This window comes from Pseudomonas rhizosphaerae (assembly GCF_000761155.1).
Classification (GTDB): Bacteria; Pseudomonadota; Gammaproteobacteria; order Pseudomonadales; family Pseudomonadaceae; genus Aquipseudomonas; species Aquipseudomonas rhizosphaerae.
Genome location: NZ_CP009533.1, coordinates 2829874 through 2849307, shown reverse-complemented (window position 1 = coordinate 2849307; position 19434 = coordinate 2829874). Strand labels below are relative to the sequence as shown.

At 60.6% G+C, this 19434-nt stretch carries 18 protein-coding genes; 15 read left to right on the top strand and 3 right to left on the bottom strand.

All coding sequences use genetic code 11. The features are described 5' to 3' along the window. Positions 1 to 2: 2 nt before the first annotated feature. On the bottom strand, positions 3 to 770 hold the full coding sequence (locus tag LT40_RS12660) for an SDR family oxidoreductase (protein ID WP_043190668.1): 768 nt from the start codon (positions 768 to 770) through the stop codon (positions 3 to 5). A gap of 25 nt (positions 771 to 795) precedes the next feature. After that, positions 796 to 2460, bottom strand: coding sequence for an electron transfer flavoprotein-ubiquinone oxidoreductase (locus LT40_RS12655; RefSeq protein ID WP_043190665.1), 1665 nt, complete (start codon positions 2458 to 2460; stop codon positions 796 to 798). Between the two features lie 608 nt (positions 2461 to 3068). Here LT40_RS12655 and LT40_RS12650 point away from each other — a divergent pair. The 9 genes from LT40_RS12650 to LT40_RS12610 all read left to right on the top strand — a co-directional run bounded on the left by LT40_RS12650 (position 3069) and on the right by LT40_RS12610 (position 10049). Continuing rightward, positions 3069 to 3818, top strand: coding sequence for an electron transfer flavoprotein subunit beta/FixA family protein (locus LT40_RS12650; RefSeq protein ID WP_043190663.1), 750 nt, complete (start codon positions 3069 to 3071; stop codon positions 3816 to 3818). After that, positions 3818 to 4762 (top strand): electron transfer flavoprotein subunit alpha/FixB family protein, encoded by a 945-nt coding sequence (locus LT40_RS12645; RefSeq protein WP_043190662.1) that lies wholly within the window; start codon positions 3818 to 3820, stop codon positions 4760 to 4762. The genes LT40_RS12650 and LT40_RS12645 overlap by 1 nt, the downstream gene beginning before the upstream one ends. Before the next feature lie 111 nt (positions 4763 to 4873). Then, on the top strand, positions 4874 to 5701 hold the full coding sequence (locus LT40_RS12640) for a substrate-binding periplasmic protein (RefSeq protein ID WP_052393424.1): 828 nt from the start codon (positions 4874 to 4876) through the stop codon (positions 5699 to 5701). A gap of 9 nt (positions 5702 to 5710) precedes the next feature. Then, positions 5711 to 6064 carry a DUF4398 domain-containing protein gene (locus LT40_RS12635; RefSeq protein ID WP_043190658.1) on the top strand — a complete coding sequence of 118 codons (354 nt, stop codon included), beginning with the start codon at positions 5711 to 5713 and terminating at the stop codon, positions 6062 to 6064. Between the two features lie 14 nt (positions 6065 to 6078). Beyond that, positions 6079 to 6879, top strand: coding sequence for an OmpA family protein (locus LT40_RS12630; RefSeq protein WP_043190656.1), 801 nt, complete (start codon positions 6079 to 6081; stop codon positions 6877 to 6879). Positions 6880 to 6991: 112 nt separating this feature from the next. Continuing rightward, the gene (locus LT40_RS12625) at positions 6992 to 8431 is read left to right on the top strand and encodes an aminotransferase-like domain-containing protein (protein ID WP_043190654.1); all 1440 of its coding nucleotides are present in this window, start codon (positions 6992 to 6994) and stop codon (positions 8429 to 8431) included. A gap of 82 nt (positions 8432 to 8513) precedes the next feature. Continuing rightward, a complete protein-coding gene (locus tag LT40_RS12620; RefSeq protein WP_237749261.1) occupies positions 8514 to 9017 on the top strand; it encodes a translation initiation factor 2 in 504 nt (167 codons plus the stop codon). A 140-nt stretch (positions 9018 to 9157) separates the two neighbouring features. After that, on the top strand, positions 9158 to 9409 hold the full coding sequence (locus LT40_RS12615; RefSeq protein WP_043190651.1) for a YkgJ family cysteine cluster protein: 252 nt from the start codon (positions 9158 to 9160) through the stop codon (positions 9407 to 9409). Between the two features lie 37 nt (positions 9410 to 9446). Then, complete coding sequence (locus tag LT40_RS12610; RefSeq protein WP_043190649.1) at positions 9447 to 10049, top strand: START domain-containing protein; 603 nt, start codon at positions 9447 to 9449, stop codon at positions 10047 to 10049. 48 nt (positions 10050 to 10097) lie between these two features. Here LT40_RS12610 and gltA read toward each other — a convergent pair whose 3' ends face one another. Further along, positions 10098 to 11387, bottom strand: coding sequence for a citrate synthase (gene gltA / locus LT40_RS12605; RefSeq protein ID WP_043190646.1), 1290 nt, complete (start codon positions 11385 to 11387; stop codon positions 10098 to 10100). A 350-nt stretch (positions 11388 to 11737) separates the two neighbouring features. Between gltA and sdhC the strand changes: the two genes are divergently transcribed. The 6 genes from sdhC to odhB all read left to right on the top strand — a co-directional run bounded on the left by sdhC (position 11738) and on the right by odhB (position 19337). Then, positions 11738 to 12124 carry a succinate dehydrogenase, cytochrome b556 subunit gene (gene sdhC / locus LT40_RS12600; RefSeq protein ID WP_192091002.1) on the top strand — a complete coding sequence of 129 codons (387 nt, stop codon included), beginning with the start codon at positions 11738 to 11740 and terminating at the stop codon, positions 12122 to 12124. Further along, positions 12118 to 12486, top strand: coding sequence for a succinate dehydrogenase, hydrophobic membrane anchor protein (sdhD, locus tag LT40_RS12595; RefSeq protein WP_043190640.1), 369 nt, complete (start codon positions 12118 to 12120; stop codon positions 12484 to 12486). The genes sdhC and sdhD overlap by 7 nt, the downstream gene beginning before the upstream one ends. Before the next feature lie 3 nt (positions 12487 to 12489). Continuing rightward, positions 12490 to 14262, top strand: coding sequence for a succinate dehydrogenase flavoprotein subunit (gene sdhA, locus LT40_RS12590; protein WP_043190637.1), 1773 nt, complete (start codon positions 12490 to 12492; stop codon positions 14260 to 14262). Positions 14263 to 14273: 11 nt separating this feature from the next. After that, positions 14274 to 14978, top strand: a complete 705-nt coding sequence (locus tag LT40_RS12585; protein WP_043193659.1) for a succinate dehydrogenase iron-sulfur subunit — start codon at positions 14274 to 14276, stop codon at positions 14976 to 14978. 246 nt (positions 14979 to 15224) lie between these two features. Next, a complete protein-coding gene (locus LT40_RS12580) occupies positions 15225 to 18056 on the top strand; it encodes a 2-oxoglutarate dehydrogenase E1 component (protein ID WP_043190634.1) in 2832 nt (943 codons plus the stop codon). 42 nt (positions 18057 to 18098) lie between these two features. Further along, the gene (gene odhB, locus LT40_RS12575) at positions 18099 to 19337 is read left to right on the top strand and encodes a 2-oxoglutarate dehydrogenase complex dihydrolipoyllysine-residue succinyltransferase (RefSeq protein ID WP_043190631.1); all 1239 of its coding nucleotides are present in this window, start codon (positions 18099 to 18101) and stop codon (positions 19335 to 19337) included. Positions 19338 to 19434: the final 97 nt, after the last annotated feature.

Sequence of the window (19434 nt, the reverse complement as noted above, 5' to 3'; positions counted from 1 at the left end):
TTTCAGCAGAGAAAGCCACCGTCCACGTTCAGTACCGTACCTGTGGTGTAGCTGGACGCCGAGCTGGCCAGGTACAGCACCGCTCCGGCCATTTCGTCCGGTTGGGCAACACGATTGAGCGGAATCTGCGCGAGGGCGGTCTTGAGGATGGCCTGGTTCCCGACCAGGGCAGAAGCGAAGCGGGTATCGGTCAGGCCTGGCAGCAAGGCGTTGCAGCGGATGTTGAAGCCGGCGCATTCCTTGGCGAACGCCTTGGTCATGTTGATCACCGCGGCCTTGGTCATGGAGTAGACGCCCTGGAACACCCCAGGTGACACGCCGTTGATAGATGCCACGTTGATGATGCTGCCACCACCGTGTTCGCGCATCAACTTGCCGGCTTCGACCGACATGAAGAAATAACCGCGGACGTTGACGTCCACGGTCTTCTGAAAGGCGCCCAGGTCGACGTCCAGGACGCTGCCGAATTGGGGATTGGTGGCGGCGTTGTTGACCAGAATGTCCAGCCGACCAAACAGTGTGCGGATGCGCGCGAACAAGTCCTGAATCTGCTCGGTTTCGCCAATGTGGCAGGCTATCGCGGTAGCCTGGTCGCCGCTTGCATTGATGCTGTCGGCGACGCGCTGGCAGCCTTCCAGCTTGCGACTGACGACGATGACATGCGCGCCCTGCTGCGCCAGCAGCCGAGCGATGGACTCGCCGATCCCGCGGCTGGCGCCGGAGACCAGCGCTATTCTGCCGTCGAGGTCGAACATCGTGGTCTTGGGCATAGGTGCTCCTGCCGTAGGTGAGAAGTTACATGTTCGGGTAGGTCGGTCCGCCCGAGCCTTCGGGTGCTACCCAAACGATGTTCTGCGAAGGATCCTTGATGTCGCACGTCTTGCAGTGCACGCAGTTCTGCGCGTTGATCTGGAAGCGCTTGGCACCGTCTTCCTGGGTGACCACTTCATAGACACCGGCGGGACAGTAGCGCTGAGCGGGCTCGTCGTACAGCGGCAGGTTCTTGCCGATGGGAATGCTCGGATCCTTGAGCTTGAGGTGGCACGGCTGCTCTTCTTCATGGTTGGTGCCTGAGATGAACACCGAACTGAGTTTGTCGAAGCTCAACTTGCCATCAGGCTTGGGGTAGTCGATGCGCTTGCTGTCCGCTGCCAGCTTCATGCAGGCGTAGTCAGGCTTGTTGTCGTGCAGGGTGAAGGGCATCTTGCCCTTGAACAGGTTCTGGTCGACGAAGTTGAACGCGCCGCCAACGATGGCGCCCCATTTATGAATGGCCGCGCCGAAGTTGCGGCTGGCGAACAGCTCTTCGTAGAGCCAGCTGGCCTTGAAGCCGGACACGTAGCCGTCGAGCACGTCTCCGCCCTCCGAGCCCTTGAACAGCGCGTCGGCCACCGCTTCGGCGGCGAGCATGCCGGACTTCATGGCGGTGTGGCTGCCCTTGATCTTGGAGAAGTTCATGGTGCCCAGGTCGCAGCCGATCAGGGCGCCGCCGGCGAAGACCATCTTGGGCAGCGAGTTGAAGCCGCCCTTGCAGATAGCGCGGGCGCCGTAGCTGACGCGCTTGCCGCCTTCCAGGTATTGCTTGAGGACCGGGTGATGCTTGAGGCGCTGGAACTCGTCGAACGGAGACAGGAACGGGTTGGCGTAGGACAGATCGACGATCAGGCCAACCACCACCTGATTGTTCTCCACGTGATAGAGGAACGAGCCGCCGGTGTTCTCGGTGCCCATGACGTCCAATGGCCAGCCGGCGGTGTGTACGACCAGACCAGGCTGATGTTTGGCGGGATCGATCTCCCAGATCTCTTTCAACCCGATCCCGTAATGCTGCGCGTCGGCATCGCGGTCGAGTTTGAAACGCTCGATCAGTTGCTTGCCGATGTGCCCACGGCAGCCTTCGGCGAACAAGGTGTATTTGGCGCGCAATTCCATGCCCGGGGTATACAGGCCGTCCTTGGGCTTGCCTTCGCGATCGACACCCAGGTCGCCGGTGATGATGCCGCGTACGACGCCTGTTTCGTCGATGAGCGCCTCTTGGGCGGCAAACCCCGGATAGATCTCGACACCCAGGTTTTCGGCCTGCTGGGCGAGCCAGCGGCACAGGTTGCCCAGGGAGATGATGTAGTTGCCTTCGTTGTGCATGGTCTGGGGCACGAGGGCATTGGGAATTTTGGTGCCGCTGTCGGCGTTCTTCAGTACGAAGATATCGTCGCGCGTGACAGGGGTATTCAGGGGTGCACCCAAGGCTTTCCAGTCCGGGAACAGCTCGGTGAGCGCTCGCGGTTCGAACACAGCGCCGGACAAGATGTGAGCACCGACTTCGGAGCCTTTTTCAACCACGCAGACGCTGATTTCCTGTCCGGCGTCGGCGGCTTTCTGCTTCAGTCGGCATGCAGCGGACAGGCCCGCTGGGCCTGCGCCGACGACGACGACGTCGAATTCCATGTATTCGCGTTCCACGGGTTCTCTCCTACTCAGGGCTCATCAGGCTTTTCTAATGGGTGCTGCGCTACTGGGTTGCTCTATCTGGGTAATGCTGCCGGAACGGTCATCCGGTGTGTTGCGCTGGTATGCACATCAAACGTGTCGATCCATGTTCCGCCTGTGTAGTGCTGCGTCTCGATGGCTACAGGCAACAGCATGTTATGTGTTGCAGTATATCTACACCACTTGCCAGGTCCAATACAAACGTTTGTTTGAATCTGCTGCAGCCCAGTAAAATCAAGGTGGCCAGGGGGCGTGACCGGTGAGTTCCACGTATTGACCGGTCAAGGCTCAGCGGTCAAGATACGGCCAGCTTGATGTCTGGTGCAGATCTGCAGCGCATTACCGGATGCACCGGATCTCGACCCGGTCCGAGCCGTTCGCGCATGTCGGACGAACACCGGGTCGAGTTTACACGTCATACTTGTTGAAGGCTGCCCCGTTGTGTTGGTCAAGGTCTTGAAAAATCAGGTTTTTGCCAGCGCTGCGCAATGCTGCAAACGTTTCGATGGTGCCCTTGCGCCCACGTCATCGTCCGGTCTGCCTGGGCGACATTCTTTTCACCGGAGAGTAACGAGGAATCCATGAAGGTTCTTGTAGCTGTCAAACGAGTGGTCGACTATAACGTCAAGGTTCGCGTCAAGGCGGACAACTCCGGCGTTGATCTTGCCAACGTCAAGATGTCGATGAATCCGTTCTGCGAAATCGCTGTTGAAGAAGCCGTTCGCCTGAAAGAGAAGGGCATCGCCAGCGAGATCGTCGTGGTCACCATCGGCCCGGCCACGGCCCAGGAGCAACTGCGCACTGCGCTGGCCCTGGGCGCCGACCGCGCCATTCTGGTCGAGCATGCCGAGGAGCTGAACGCGCTGGCAGTGGCCAAGCTGCTCAAGGCGGTCGTCGACAAGGAGCAGCCGCAACTGGTGATCCTGGGCAAGCAGGCGATCGACAGCGACAACAACCAGACTGGCCAGATGCTGGCTGCGCTGAGTGGCTACGCACAGGGCACTTTCGCGTCCAAGGTCGAAGTGGCGGGCGACAAGCTCAACGTCACCCGTGAAGTCGACGACGGGCTGCAAACCGTCGGCCTGACCCTGCCGGCCATCGTCACCACCGACCTGCGCCTGAACGAGCCGCGCTACGCGTCCTTGCCCAACATCATGAAGGCCAAGAAGAAGCCGCTCGAGTCGCTCACGCCCGAGGCGCTCGGTGTATCCGTGACTTCCACCAACACGACCCTCAAGGTCGAGGCTCCGGCGACTCGCAGTGCCGGCGTCAAGGTCAAGTCGGTAGCCGAACTGGTCGAAAAACTGAAGAACGAGGCGAAGGTAATCTAATGACTATCCTGGTTATCGCTGATTATGTAACCGAAGGTCAGGTCAACACCGGTGTTGCGCCTTCGACCCTGAACACCGTGGCCGCTGCGCAGAAAATCGGCGGCGACATCCATGTGCTGGTCGCCGGCGTGCAGGTCGCCAGTGTCGCCGAAGCCGCGGCCAAGATCGCGGGCGTGAGCAAGGTGCTGGTGGCGGACAACGCGGCCTATGCGCACCAGTTGCCTGAGAACGTCGCGCCGCTGATCGTCGAGCTGGCATCGGGTTACACCCATGTGCTGTCCGCCGCGACCGCCAATGGCAAGAACATTCTCCCGCGCGTGGCTGCTGCATTGGATGTGGACCAGATTTCCGAGATCATCTCGGTCGAGTCGCCGGACACCTTCAAGCGTCCGATCTATGCAGGCAACGCGATTGCCACCGTGCAGTCGAGCGCTGCGATCAAGGTCATCACCGTGCGTGCCACCGGCTTCGATGCCGTGGCTGCCGAAGGGGGTTCTGCCTCCGTCGAAGCGGTAGGTGCGGCGCACGATACCGGCAAGTCGAGCTTCGTCGGCGAAGAGCTGGCCAAGTCCGATCGTCCCGAACTGACTGCTGCCAAGATCGTCGTGTCCGGTGGTCGTGGCATGCAGAACGGTGACAACTTCAAGCACCTCTACACCCTGGCCGACAAGCTGGGCGCTGCCGTGGGTGCGTCGCGTGCGGCGGTAGATGCCGGCTTCGTGCCCAACGACATGCAGGTTGGGCAGACGGGCAAGATCGTCGCGCCGCAGCTGTATATTGCCGTGGGTATTTCCGGGGCCATCCAGCATCTGGCAGGCATGAAGGACTCCAAGGTGATCGTTGCGATCAACAAGGACGAGGAAGCGCCAATCTTCCAGGTTGCCGATTACGGCCTGGTAGCGGACTTGTTCGAAGCCGTTCCGGAGCTTGAAAAACTGGTCTGACCCAGCGCTTCGCGCTGCGGTTGATTCAGGCCCGGTCGCGGTCCGTTGCCCATTGGGCAGCGGGTCGCGACCGGGCTTTTTTGCATGTAACAGGGTCTGAAGGGGTTGAGCATGACCGGACAAGGCAAACTTCGCCGCGCGGGCCTGTGTATGGTCGCGGTGCTGCTGCCGCTGGTGGCACAGGGGGCCGGGAAGTGCGAGCGACTGGTGGCCAGTGGCAGCCCTGACGCACCACCCTATCTGTGGCGGGACTCCCAGGACCCCGAGCGTTTGATCGGGGTCAACGCCGACCTGCTGCAGCAGGTAGCGGGCCAGATAGGCATCAAGGTCGACATTCTCTATGCGGGCAAGCGTTCGCAGGCGCTGGAGGAAGTGCGTAGCGGGCGCATGGATCTGCTGGTGGATGCGCCATTGGCCGTGGCTGAACTTGAATCTCTGGACTATGTGCATCCGGCACTGGTCCCGAACGATTACCTGATATGGACCCTGCGTTCGGTGCCATTAACCTACCGCAGCCTGGCCGACCTGCACGGCCACACCGGGGCGATCTCGGCCAAGGCACGACCAACCCAGGCGTTCGCAACGTTGGCCGCCGAGCACTTGAAGCTCACCCACACCGAAAATTTGCAACAGGCTTTCAGCAAGCTCGCGCGGCGCCAGGTCGAATACGTGATTGCCGGACGCTATTCCGGTGCGGCAATGGCACAGGCGCAAGGTCTGGACGAGCAACTGCAGAGCAGCGAACTGCCTGTCGACCGCCCCGGCTTGTACCTGGCGCTGTCTCACGACTCCGCCTGCAACGATCCCTGGCTGCGCGGACAGCTGGCTAAAAAAATGACAGAATTGACCGCTTCAGGTGTTCCGGCCGAAGTGTTTTCGCGCAATGTCGAGCGTTGGAAAGCCCAGCAGCCGCCTGCGCCTGCAGTACCCACACAGTAGGAATCTTTCGTGAACATTCAAGCTATGACCGCAGGCTCGCTGCTCTTGCTGCTTGCCGGTTGCGCCGCTGACCCGGCGCCCACGCAGCAATTGCGCCTGGCCGATCAGACCGTCGAGCAGGCACGCGCCGTCGGTGCCACAGATGACAATCAGGCCATGAAACTGGCGATCGACAAACTCGCCCAGGCCCGTGCGCAAATGGCCAATGGAAACTTCAAGGGCGCTCGGCTCAACACCGAACAGGCCGAACTGGATGCTCGCCTGGCCGAGGATCAATTATTGACCGCCAAGGGGCAAGAACAGATCAAGGCGCTGGATGCGCGCATCCAGCGCTTGCGCAAACAATTGGGAGACATGCAGTGAAGCAGGTGACGGGAATGCGCATTGGGTTGGTACTGGCCGCCGGCTTGATGACGGTGGGCTGCTCCACTCAACGTGCCAACAGCGAGGCAGTGCAGCGTGCCGAAACCGCTTTCCAGGCGGTGCGCGATGATTCCAGCGTGCTGCGCAGCGCGCCCAAGGACGTCATTCGTGCGGGCGAATCACTGGCCCGCGCCGAGCGACTGTCCAGCTATTGGGGTACCGGCAGCGACGCCCAGCATTATGCCTATCTGAGCGAGCGCTACAGCGAGATCGCTCGCGAGCGCAGTGAGCAGATGCTGAACCAGCAACGCCTGACCAAAATGCAGATGGACCTGCAGCGCCTGCAATTGGCACTGCGTGACTCCAAACTGGAAAGCGTGCAGCAGCAGGGCAAATGGCTGGAAGAACAGATTCTGGCGCTGGCCAACGTCGAGTCCGACCGCGGGCTGGTGATGACGTTGCGCGATGTGTTGTTCGATACGGGTGAAGCGCAGCTCAAGCCGCAGGCCAATCGCACGATTCTCAAGCTCGTGCAGTTCCTGCAGCTCAATCCCAAGCGCGTGGTGCGTATCGAAGGCTATACCGATAACACCGGCGAGAAGGCCTTCAACCTGCAGCTATCGACCGAGCGAGCACAGTCGGTGGCCGACACACTGGTCGACCTTGGGATCGATGAGTCGCGTATCCAGGTACAGGGTTATGGCGACGCCTATCCGGTGGACGCGAATGCCTCGGAACGCGGCAGGGCGCAGAACCGACGGGTCGAGATCGTCTTTTCCAACGCCAAAGGTGAAATGGCACTGCCACGGGGTTGAGGATAGGGTTGCAACTGCCCAGTGCAGTTGCGCGATCAGCTCTGCTATCCTGCTAGCTGTCCCCGTACAGTTCGCATCTGTAGGGGTCTTCTGGCACACCGAAGGTCCCGCCATGACCAACCTCTTGCTTTACCAGCGTATCGCCCAGCAATTGGCCGATGACATCCGTCGAGGCGTCTATCAGCCAGGTGAGCGCGTGCCCTCGGTACGCAAGATGAGCGCCCAGCTCAATGTCAGCCATGCCACGGTGTTGCAGGCCTACGCCAACCTCGAGGACCAGGGGTTGATCAGGGCGCGGCCGCAGTCTGGCTACTACGTGCATCAAACGCCTGCGCTGACCGCACCGACGCCAGACATTGCCAGGGTGGAGCGGCCCGGGTTGGTCACGCGCAGCAGCATCATCCAGCAGGTATTGGACGAGTCCCGTCGCGAGGGCGTGTTTCCGCTCGGGGCAGCGGTGCCCCATGTCGAATTCCTGCCGGTGCGGGCGCTACATCAGCAGTTGGCCAAAGTCACCCGCTTCCAGAGCCCGCGGGCTTTCAGCTACATGTTCAGCCCAGGGTTCGAACCGTTGCGCCGGCAAGTGGCAATCCGTATGCGTGATGCAGGGGTGGTGGTCGACCCCTCGGAAATCGTGATTACCCACGGTTGCGTGGATGCGTTGCAGATGAGCCTGCGCGTACTCACTCGGCCCGGCGACCTCATCGCGGCCGAGTCGCCCACCTACTATGGCTTGTTGCAACTGGCAGACCTGCTCGGGCTCAAGGTCATCGAGATCCCCAGCGACCCGTTCACCGGCATCAGCCTGGAAGCGCTGCAGCTGGCTGCCAACCAGTGGTCGATCAAGGCGCTGGTACTGACGCCGCGGTTGAGCAATCCCTTGGGTGGGACCATGCCTGAAGAGCGTATGAAGCAGCTGTTGCGGCTGTCTTCGGATTTCGATATCCAGATCGTCGAAGACGATATCTATGGCGAATTGATGTTCGAGCAGGGCAAGAGCAAGGCGCTGAAGGCGTTCGATCGATTGGGTCACGTCATCTACTGCTCCAGCTTCTCCAAGACATTGTCGCCCGGTGTGCGGATCGGCTGGATGATCGCCGGCAAGTACCAGGCGGAGGTCCAGCGGCTGCAGACGTTCAGTACGCACTCGGCCTGCAGCGTCACGCAGATGGGCGTTGCCAGCTACCTCGAGAACGGTGGCTACGACCGGCACCTGCGTTACATCCGGCAGGAATACCGCAAGAATCTCAGTGCCTTTCAGCTGGCCGTGCAGCAGCACTTTCCTGAGGGCACGCAGATCACGCGGCCTACGGGCGGTTTCATTCTGTGGGTCAGCCTGCCGGGACGGGTCAATACCCAAGAGCTGCATGTGCGTGCGTTGGAGCAGGGCATCAGCATTGCGCCTGGGCTGATCTTCAGCAATACAGAGCAGTTCAACCACTGCGTTCGGCTCAACTGCGGTGTGCCGTGGAACCGCGAGGCCGAACGCGCGCTGGCGACGCTTGGTGTCCTGGCCCGGCAATTGTGCCAGGAGTCTGGGGTTTCCTATTGAAACTGCTCAAAGGGCTTGTCAGCTTGACGCCGAGCGGAGAGCATAGGGTTTTCCTGGTTGTCTGCGTGTCTCTATGAACATCATGCGTCGTCTTGCATTGCTGGTCTTCTGCTTGAATCTGGGCGTCTTTGCAGTGCCCGGCGTTCAGGCGCAGACGTCGGACTCTCTAGCGTCTGCTGCCACGCGCGCGGCGGGTGCTGGAGAGCCCGCTACCAAGGCCGTCGCTGCGGCGAAAAAGCCTGCTGCGAAAAAACCGGCCGTGCGTAAAAAAGCCGCCAAGAGCCGCTCGCGCAAGGAATCGGATGTCATCGCCACACCCGTGCCCAAGGCCAACCTGGACCTGAGCCTGCCCAAGGATATGGTCAAGGACCTCAAGCCGCCGACACAGCCGGTCAACGCTGCGGTGCAACCGACGCCGCTTGCCGAACCTGCGCCCAAACCCATTCTTCCGGCTTTTTTCAGCGACAAGGGCAGCGAGGATTTCCAACTCAATGGCCGTTTGCTGAACAACGAGATGCAGTTGCAGCGGCGCAGTGACGGCCGTGAAGTCGAGGGCGCCGCGCTGGACTTCAATTTCAAGCAATGAATACTGACGAGCGGGACGGGTAGTTGTGTCGACCGTTACAGAGTGGCCGACCGAATTATCGATATGGGCATTTTCAAACGCTCGTTGGGTCACTACCATGGAGGCTCTTCAACACTCCGTGCCTGTGAGGTCATGACGTCATGATATGCCGCGAAGGCTGTGGCGCCTGCTGTATTGCCCCCTCCATCAGTTCGCCCATTCCTGGTATGCCCTTTGGCAAGCCGGCTGGGCAGCGCTGTGTGCAGCTGTCCCTGGACAATCTGTGTGCCCTGTTCGGTCTTCCCGAAAGGCCGGCAGTATGCGCAGCGTTCAATGCCGATCCCGAGGTGTGCGGTGACAGCGATCAGGATGCCGTGCGCATTCTGGGTTGGTGGGAACAGATGACCGCATAGACAAGGGCTCGATCCTCGACAACAAGGAATAACAACAATGAGAGCGATGCATCGTATAGCGCTGGTAGCCCTGCTGGGCAGTGTCCACGTGTCTGCCCATGCTGAGCAGTGGGACGTGGCCAAGGACGAGGAGGGGATCAAGGTCTCCCTGAGTGAGGTTCCAGGCTCCAAGTACAAGGCCTATCGCGGCGAGACCACCATCAAGGCCAGCGTGGCCAAGCTGCGGGCGATGCAGGAAGACGTTGCGGGCGCCTGTAGCTGGATCCACGAGTGCAAGTCGCAGAAGCTGCTCAAGCATCAAGGCGACCAGACCTGGACCTACAGCCAGTTCAATACGCCTTGGCCGGTCACCCCGAGGGACTCGGTGCTGCACATCACCACGGTGGATGGCAGTGACGGCAGCGTTACCCGCAACCTCGCGGCAGCTCCTGACTATGTGCCGCAGGAGAAAGGCTTCGTGCGCGTGGCTCAGGTCAAGGGGTTCTGGAAGATGGTGCCTCAGGGCCCCAATCAGACCCAGGTGATCTACCAGGTTCATACCGAGCCCGGTGGTAGCGTGCCTTCCTGGCTGGCCAACAAGTTCGTCGTGGACGCCCCGTTCAATACATTGAAGGCGCTGCGCAGCAAAGCCGAACAGTAGACATGCAAAAGGCCGCCCGAGGGCGGCCTTTCGTTGCGGAACGAAGGCTTAGGTGCGATCGTCCAGCGCGGTTACATCGCGGCTTTTCTCGCCGGTGTACAGCTGGCGTGGGCGGCCAATCTTGTAGGGGCTCGAGAGCATTTCCTTCCAGTGCGAAATCCAGCCAACGGTACGCGCGAGGGCGAAGATCACCGTGAACATGCTGGTTGGAATGCCAATGGCCTTGAGGATGATGCCCGAATAGAAATCGACGTTCGGGTACAGCGAGCGCTCGATGAAGTACGGGTCGGTCAAGGCGATCTCTTCCAGGCGCATGGCCAGTTCGAGCTGCGGATCGTTCTTGATGCCCAGTTCCTTCAACACTTCGTCGCACGTCTGCTTCATGACCGTGGCCCGTGGGTCGCGGTTCTTGTAGACACGGTGGCCGAAGCCCATCAGCTTGAACGGATCGTTCTTGTCCTTGGCCTTGGCGATGAAGGTGTCGATGTTGGACACATCGCCGATTTCATCGAGCATGGTCAGCACGGCTTCGTTGGCACCACCGTGGGCAGGGCCCCAGAGGGCGGCGATGCCGGCAGCGATACAGGCGAACGGGTTGGCGCCCGACGAGCCTGCCAGGCGTACGGTCGAGGTGGACGCGTTCTGCTCGTGGTCGGCGTGCAGGATGAAGATACGATCCATGGCCTTGGCCAGCACCGGGCTGATCGGTTTGATCTCGCACGGGGTGTTGAACATCATGTGCAGGAAGTTTTCCGCATACGAGAGGTCGTTGCGCGGGTACATCATGGGCTGGCCCATGGAGTACTTGTAAACCATGGCGGCCAAGGTCGGCATCTTCGCCACCAGGCGTACTGCCGAGATCTCACGGTGCTGCGGATTATTGATGTCGAGCGAGTCGTGGTAGAACGCGGACAGCGCACCGACCACGCCGCACATGATGGCCATGGGGTGGGCATCGCGGCGGAAGCCGTTGAAGAAGGTCTTCAACTGCTCGTGAACCATGGTGTGGTTCTTGATGTTGCCGACGAACTTCGCCTTCTGTTCGGCCGTAGGCAATTCGCCATTGAGCAGCAGATAGCAGGTTTCGAGATAGTCGGATTGTTCGGCGAGTTGCTCGATCGGATAGCCGCGATGCAGCAGGATTCCGGCGTCACCGTCGATGTAGGTGATCTTCGACTCGCACGAGGCGGTCGACATGAAGCCTGGGTCGAAAGTGAAGCGGCCCGTGGCAGTCAAGCTCCTGACGTCGATTACATCGGGACCAACGGTGCCGGTTAAAATCGGCAGCTCGACGGGGGCTGCGCCCTCGATGATCAACTGCGCTTTTTTGTCAGCCATGTGGCCTCCTATTAATGCTTGGAATCATCAGACAGACCCCCCACGCAGGGCCCGCACCACTATAGTGAGATAAATTCGAATGTCAATTTGCTTAAAGTAGGGCCCCAGAGGGCTTCCAGCAGGCTTTTTTCGCGAAATTCCGTCCTGTTCAAACCTTTTGCCATGCTTGCGCAATCCGCTGTCCGGGGCCCGCGGGTGCGTTGTCATTAGTATCCTAACTGTCTATACTCGGCAGCCGACCGCCGGGGGCTTTTCCGAGCCATTTCGACGGGGTCGTCACTCCCTGGGTGGTGAGTACCTGACCAGTACACTTCCCTACAACTTGCCCTGCTTGCTAGGGGCTCTTCAGTGTGAAAAAAGCCGTGAATAGCCAACGACCTGTAAACCTAGACCTAAGGACCATCAAACTCCCTGTCACTGCTTACACGTCCATTCTCCATCGTATATCCGGTGTCATCCTGTTCCTGGGCATCGCTCTCATGCTGTACGCATTGGGCAAATCCCTGGGCTCCGAGGAAGGCTTCGGCGAGGTGAAGGCGTATTTGACCAGCCCGCTGGCCAAGCTTGTGATCTGGGCCCTGCTGTCCGCCTTGCTGTATCACCTGGTGGCCGGTGTGCGCCACCTGATCATGGACATGGGCATCGGCGAGACGCTGGAAGGCGGTAAGCTGGGCTCCAAAATCGTTCTCATCATTTCGGTGGTGCTGATCGTTCTGGCAGGAGTTTGGGTATGGTAACCAACGTTACGAACCTTTCGCGTTCGGGCCTCTATGACTGGATGGCACAGCGCGTGTCTGCGGTCGTTCTCGCGGCTTATTTTCTGTTTCTGATCGGTTACATCGTTGCCAACCCAGGCATCGAGTACACCCAATGGCACTCGCTGTTCAGCAGCAACTGGATGCGCATCTTCAGCCTCCTGGCCCTGGTCGCCCTAGGCGCCCACGCCTGGGTCGGCATGTGGACCATCGCCACCGACTACCTCACGCCAATGGCGTTCGGCAAGTCGGCCACGGCTATACGCTTCCTGTTCCAGGCGGTATGCGGCGTCGCGATGTTCGCGTACTTCGTCTGGGGTGTGCAGATTCTTTGGGGTATCTGATTCATGGCTAACATTAGTACGCTTTCCTTCGACGCCATCATCATCGGTGGCGGCGGTGCTGGCATGCGCGCAGCGCTGCAGCTGGCCCAGGGCGGTCACAAGACCGCCGTTGTCACCAAGGTCTTCCCGACTCGCTCGCACACCGTGTCGGCGCAGGGCGGCATCACCTGCGCCATCGCTTCGGCCGACCCGAACGACGATTGGCGCTGGCACATGTACGATACCGTCAAGGGTTCCGACTACATCGGCGACCAGGACGCTATTGAATACATGTGTTCCGTAGGCCCTGAAGCGGTCTTCGAACTCGAGCACATGGGTCTGCCGTTCTCGCGTACCGAGCAGGGCCGCATCTACCAGCGTCCGTTCGGCGGCCAGTCCAAGGACTTCGGCAAGGGCGGCCAGGCTGCACGTACCTGTGCTGCCGCCGACCGTACCGGCCACGCGTTGCTGCACACCCTGTACCAGGCCAACCTGAAGGCCGGCACTGTATTCCTCAACGAATACTATGCGGTCGATTTGGTGAAGAACCAGGACGGTGCCATCGTTGGCGTGATCGCCATCTGCATCGAAACCGGTGAAACCTCCTATATCCGTGCCAACGCTACGGTATTGGCCACCGGCGGTGCCGGACGTATCTATTCGTCCACCACCAATGCCCTGATCAACACCGGTGACGGCGTCGGCATGGCCCTGCGTGCAGGTGTGCCGGTACAGGACATCGAAATGTGGCAGTTCCACCCAACCGGCATTGCCGGCGCAGGTGTACTGGTTACAGAAGGTTGCCGCGGTGAAGGCGGTTACCTGATCAACAAGCACGGCGAGCGTTTCATGGAGCGCTATGCGCCCAACGCCAAGGACCTTGCCGGTCGTGACGTGGTCGCACGTTCCATGGTCAAGGAAATCATCGCCGGCAACGGCTGTGGTCCGGATGGCGACCATGTGATGCTCAAGCTCGATCACCTCGGCGAGGAAGTGCTGCACAGCCGCCTGCCGGGTATCATGGAGCTGTCCAAGACCTTCGCCCACGTCGATCCGGCCGTTGCGCCGATTCCTGTCGTGCCAACTTGTCATTACATGATGGGGGGTGTCGCTACCAACATCCACGGTCAGGCAATCACTCAGGATGCCAATGGCAACGACGCGATCATTCCGGGTCTGTTCGCCGTGGGCGAAGTGGCCTGCGTGTCCGTACACGGCGCCAACCGCCTGGGTGGCAACTCGCTGCTCGACCTGGTGGTGTTCGGTCGTGCTGCGGGCCTGCACCTGGAGCAGGCGCTGAGCGAAGGCATCGACTACCGCCGTGCCAGCGACACCGATCTGGAAGTCGCCCTGGCGCGTCTGGACGGCCTTAACGCGCGGACTACCGGCGAAGATGTCGCCAGCCTGCGCAAAGAACTGCAGAGCTGCATGCAGAACTACTTCGGTGTGTTCCGCACCGGTGAGTACATGCAGAAAGGTATCGACCAGCTCGCTGGCCTGCGTGAGCGCATTGCCAACGTCAAGATCAACGACAAGAGCCAGGGCTTCAACACCGCCCGGATCGAAGCGCTGGAATTGCAGAACCTGCTGGAAGTGGCGGAAGCCACTGCGATTGCTGCAGAGCATCGCAAAGAGTCTCGCGGCGCTCACGCCCGTGAAGACTTCGAAGATCGCGACGACGAAAATTGGCTGTGCCACACCCTGTATTTCCCGGGTGAAAAACGTGTTGCCAAACGCGCCGTGAACTTCTCGCCGAAAACGGTTCCTACCATGGAACCGAAGATCCGGACTTACTGAGGGTGGCCGCCATGTTGCAAGTCAGTGTTTATCGCTATAACCCGGACCAGGACGCTGCGCCGTCCATGCAGGAATTCCAGGTCGACACCGGTGGCAAGGATGTGATGGTGCTGGACGTGCTGGCCCTGATCAAGGAACAGGACGAAGGGTTCTCCTATCGCCGCTCCTGCCGCGAAGGCGTGTGTGGTTCCGATGGCATGAACATCAACGGCAAGAACGGCCTGGCGTGCATCACGCCGCTGTCCGCTGTCGTAAAAGGTAACAAGTTGATCGTCCGTCCGCTGCCAGGGTTGCCGGTTATCCGTGACCTGGTCGTGGATATGAGCATCTTCTACAAGCAGTACGAGAAGGTTAAGCCGTTCTTGCAGAACGATACGCCGGCTCCGGCCATCGAGCGCCTGCAAACACCGGAAGAGCGTGAAAAGCTGGACGGTCTGTACGAGTGCATTCTGTGTGCTTGCTGCTCGACTTCCTGCCCGTCGTTCTGGTGGAACCCGGACAAGTTCCTGGGCCCGGCAGCATTGCTGCAGGCATACCGTTTCCTGGCCGACAGCCGTGATACCCGGACCAGCGAGCGTCTGGCGTCCATGGATGATCCGTTCAGCGTATTCCGCTGCCGCGGCATCATGAATTGCGTCAGCGTCTGCCCGAAAGGCTTGAACCCCACCAAGGCCATCGGCCACGTGCGGAACATGCTGTTGTCCAACGGCGTCTGATTCACCTGCTACACCGCAAGCCGTTGCAGCGCGGGATCGATCCTGCGCTGCAACGAAAACCCGAGCGTGGCTGCGTATGGCTCCGCTTTTACTTTCGAAGATACAAGACCAGCAGGGGCTCCGGGCTGGTACCCGGACTACCAGCGTACAACTCTGAGGTGGCTTGCACGGTCGCTGTACACGGACCGCGTCAATACGCCCCTGGTGTGAGCGCCGGTGGTGTCCCCTAACCGAGGGTGACCAAGCATGCAAGAAAGCGTGATGCAGCGCATGTGGAACAGCGCCCACCTATCCGGTGGTAACGCTGCCTATGTGGAAGAGCTCTATGAGCTTTACCTGCACGACCCTAACGCTGTGCCAGAGGAATGGCGCACCTACTTTCAGAAGTTGCCTGCCGAAGGCAGCACTGCCACCGACGTAGCACACTCCACCATCCGTGATCATTTCGTCCTGCTGGCCAAAAACCAGCGCCGTGCCCAACCGGTTTCCGCCGGTAGCGTGAGCAGCGAGCACGAAAAGAAGCAGGTGGAAGTGCTGCGATTGATTCAGGCCTACCGGATGCGCGGCCACCAGGCAGCCCAACTGGACCCGTTGGGGCTGTGGCAACGGCCTGCTCCGGCAGACCTGTCAATCAACCATTACGGCATGACCAATGCCGATCTGGATACGACCTTCCGTGCCGGCGACCTGTTCATCGGCAAAGAGGAGGCGAGCCTACGTGAAATACTCGAGGCTTTGCAGCAGACATATTGCCGCACCATTGGCGCCGAGTTCACCCATATCACCGATTCGGAGCAGCGCAGCTGGTTCCAGCAGCGTCTGGAAAGCGTGCGTGGCCGGCCATCGATGTCAGCCGAAAGCCGCAGCCATGTGCTCGAGCGCGTGACGGCTGCCGAGGGCCTGGAAAAATACCTGGGCACCAAATACCCAGGCACCAAGCGTTTCGGCCTGGAAGGTGGCGAAAGCCTGATTCCGATGCTGGACGAGCTGATCCAGCGTTCGGGCTCCTACGGGACCAAGGAAGTCGTGATCGGCATGGCCCACCGCGGCCGCCTCAACGTGCTGGTCAATACCTTCGGCAAGAACCCTCGCGACCTGTTCGACGAGTTCGAAGGCAAGAAGAAGGTCGAGCTGGGCTCCGGTGACGTCAAGTATCACCAGGGGTTCTCGTCCAACGTGATGACCACAGGCGGCGAAGTGCACCTGGCCATGGCGTTCAACCCGTCCCACCTGGAGATCGTGTCTCCGGTGGTCGAGGGTTCGGTGCGTGCTCGCCAGGACCGTCGCAACGATGCGGTCGGCGACAAGGTTCTGCCGATCTCGCTGCACGGCGACGCTGCGTTCGCCGGCCAGGGCGTGGTCATGGAAACCTTCCAGATGTCGCAGACCCGCGGTTTCAAGACCGGCGGCACTGTCCACATCGTGATCAACAACCAGGTCGGTTTCACCATCAGCAACCCGTACGATGCGCGCTCCACCGAGTACGCGACCGACGTGGCCAAGATGATCCAGGCGCCGATCCTGCACGTGAACGGCGATGATCCGGAAGCCGTGGTGTTCGTCACCCAGCTGGCCATCGACTACCGCATGCAGTTCAAGCGCGATGTGGTCATCGACCTGTTCTGCTACCGTCGTCGCGGTCACAACGAGGCCGACGAGCCAAGCGGTACCCAGCCGCTGATGTACCAGCAGATCGCCAAGCAGCGCACTACGCGCGAGCTGTATGCCGAAAGCCTGATCAAGGCCGGCGTGCTCGACGAAAGCAGCGTGCAGAGCCAGATCGACGAATACCGCAATGCGCTGGATAACGGCCTGCACGTGGTGAAAAGCCTGGTCAAGGAGCCGAACAAGGAGCTGTTCGTCGACTGGCGTCCTTACCTGGGCCATGCCTGGACGGCACGTCACGACACGCGTTTCGACCTCAAGACCCTGCAGGAGCTGTCCGCCAAGCTGCTGGAAATTCCAGAAGGCTTCGTGGTGCAGCGTCAGGTTGCCAAGATCTACGAGGATCGCCAGAAGATGCAGGCCGGTGGCTTGCCGATCAACTGGGGCTATGCCGAGACCATGGCGTATGCCACCTTGGCGTTCGAAGGCCATCCGATCCGCATGACCGGCCAGGACATCGGCCGTGGCACCTTCTCTCACCGCCACGCGGTGCTGCACAACCAGAAGGATGCAGCGACCTACATCCCGCTGCAGAACCTTTACAGCGGCCAGCCACGTTTCGACCTGTATGACTCCTTCCTCTCCGAGGAAGCGGTACTGGCATTCGAATACGGCTACTCGACCACTTCGCCCAATGCGTTGGTGATCTGGGAAGCGCAGTTCGGTGACTTCGCCAACGGTGCACAGGTCGTGGTTGACCAGTTCATCACCAGCGGTGAGCACAAGTGGGGCCGTCTGTGCGGTCTGACCATGCTGCTGCCGCACGGTTACGAAGGGCAGGGCCCGGAGCACTCCTCGGCGCGTCTGGAGCGTTACCTGCAGTTGTGCGCCGAGCACAACATCCAGGTGTGCGTACCGACCACGCCCGCGCAGATCTACCATCTGCTGCGTCGCCAGGTGATCCGTCCGCTGCGCAAGCCGCTGATCGTGTTGACCCCCAAGTCGTTGCTGCGTCACAAGCTCGCGGTTTCGACCCTGGAAGACTTGGCCGAAGGCTCGTTCCAGACCGTCATCCCGGAAATCGATACCCTGGACGCCGCCAAGGTGACGCGTCTGGTGCTGTGCAGCGGCAAGGTCTACTACGACCTGCTGGAGAAGCGCCGTGCCGAAGGCCGCGAAGATGTCGCCATCGTGCGTATCGAGCAGCTGTATCCGTTCCCTGAAGACGACTTGATGGAAGCGATCGCTGCCTACACCAACCTGGAGCACGTGGTCTGGTGTCAGGAAGAGCCGATGAACCAAGGTGCCTGGTACAGCAGTCAGCATCATTTGCGCCGCAGCATGAGCAATCACAAGAAGACCCTGGTCCTCGAGTATGCCGGCCGTGACGCATCGGCTGCACCGGCTTGTGGTTACGCTTCGATGCATGCCGAGCAGCAGGCCAAACTGCTGCAAGATGCCTTCACCGTTTAATGCCAACGCGCACCTGAAACCGAATTTAAGGAATTACTGATAATGGCTATCGAGATCAAAGCCCCTACCTTCCCGGAATCGGTCGCCGACGGCACCGTTGCGACCTGGCACAAGCAGCCGGGCGAAGCGGTCAAGCGCGATGAGCTGATCGTGGACATCGAGACCGACAAGGTCGTCCTGGAAGTACTGGCCACTGCTGATGGCGTGCTGGGCGCAATCGTCAAGAACGAAGGCGACACCGTTCTGTCGGACGAAGTCCTGGGCTCCATCGAGGAGGGCGGTGCCGCCGCCGCGCCCGCTGCTGCCGCTGCTGCCGCTGCACCGCAAGCTGCCGCACCTCAAGCCGCCGCGCCTCAGGCAGCTCCGGCTGCCGGCGACGATGACGCCATTGGTGGTCCGGCTGCACGCAAGCTGGCCGAAGAGAACGGCATCAACCTGAACAGCGTGAAGGGCACCGGCAAAGACGGTCGTGTCACCAAGGAAGACCTGGTCGCCGCCATCGAGGCCAAGAAGTCCGCGCCGGCCGCCAAGCCTGCCATGCCTGCCGCTGCGGCTGCCGTGGTCCAGACCACTGGCGAGCGTACCGAGAAGCGTGTGCCGATGACGCGTCTGCGCGCCAAGGTTGCCGAGCGTCTGGTCGAAGCGCAGTCGAACATGGCCATGCTGACCACGTTCAACGAAGTCGACATGACCGAAGTCATGGCCTTGCGCTCCAAGTACAAGGACCTGTTCGAGAAGTCGCACAACGGCGTACGCCTGGGCTTCATGTCGTTCTTCGTCAAGGCGGCCACCGAGGCGCTCAAGCGCTTCCCGGCCGTCAACGCCTCGATCGACGGTTCGGACATCGTCTACCACGGCTACGCCGACGTCGGTGTTGCGGTCTCCAGCGATCGCGGCCTGGTGGTTCCGGTACTGCGCAATGCCGAGGCGATGAGCCTGGCCGAGATCGAGGGCGGCATTGCCACCTTCGGCAAGAAGGCGCGCGACGGCAAGCTGTCGATGGACGAAATGACCGGGGGTACCTTTACCATCACCAACGGTGGTACCTTCGGTTCGATGATGTCGACCCCGATCGTCAACCCGCCGCAAGCGGCTATCCTGGGCATGCACAACATTCTGCAGCGCCCGATGGCGATCAACGGCCAGGTGGTCATTCGTCCGATGATGTACCTGGCGCTGTCGTATGACCATCGCCTGATCGATGGCAAGGAAGCCGTAACGTTCCTGGTGACCATCAAGAACCTGCTGGAAGATCCAGCCCGTCTGTTGCTGGATATCTGATAAGGCAGCCACAGGATCCGGGAGCCGCCATCGAGCCCACGCAGCTTGATCCGGCACCCGGCACCTGGGCTTCAAGCTTGCCGCTAATAGGAATTGT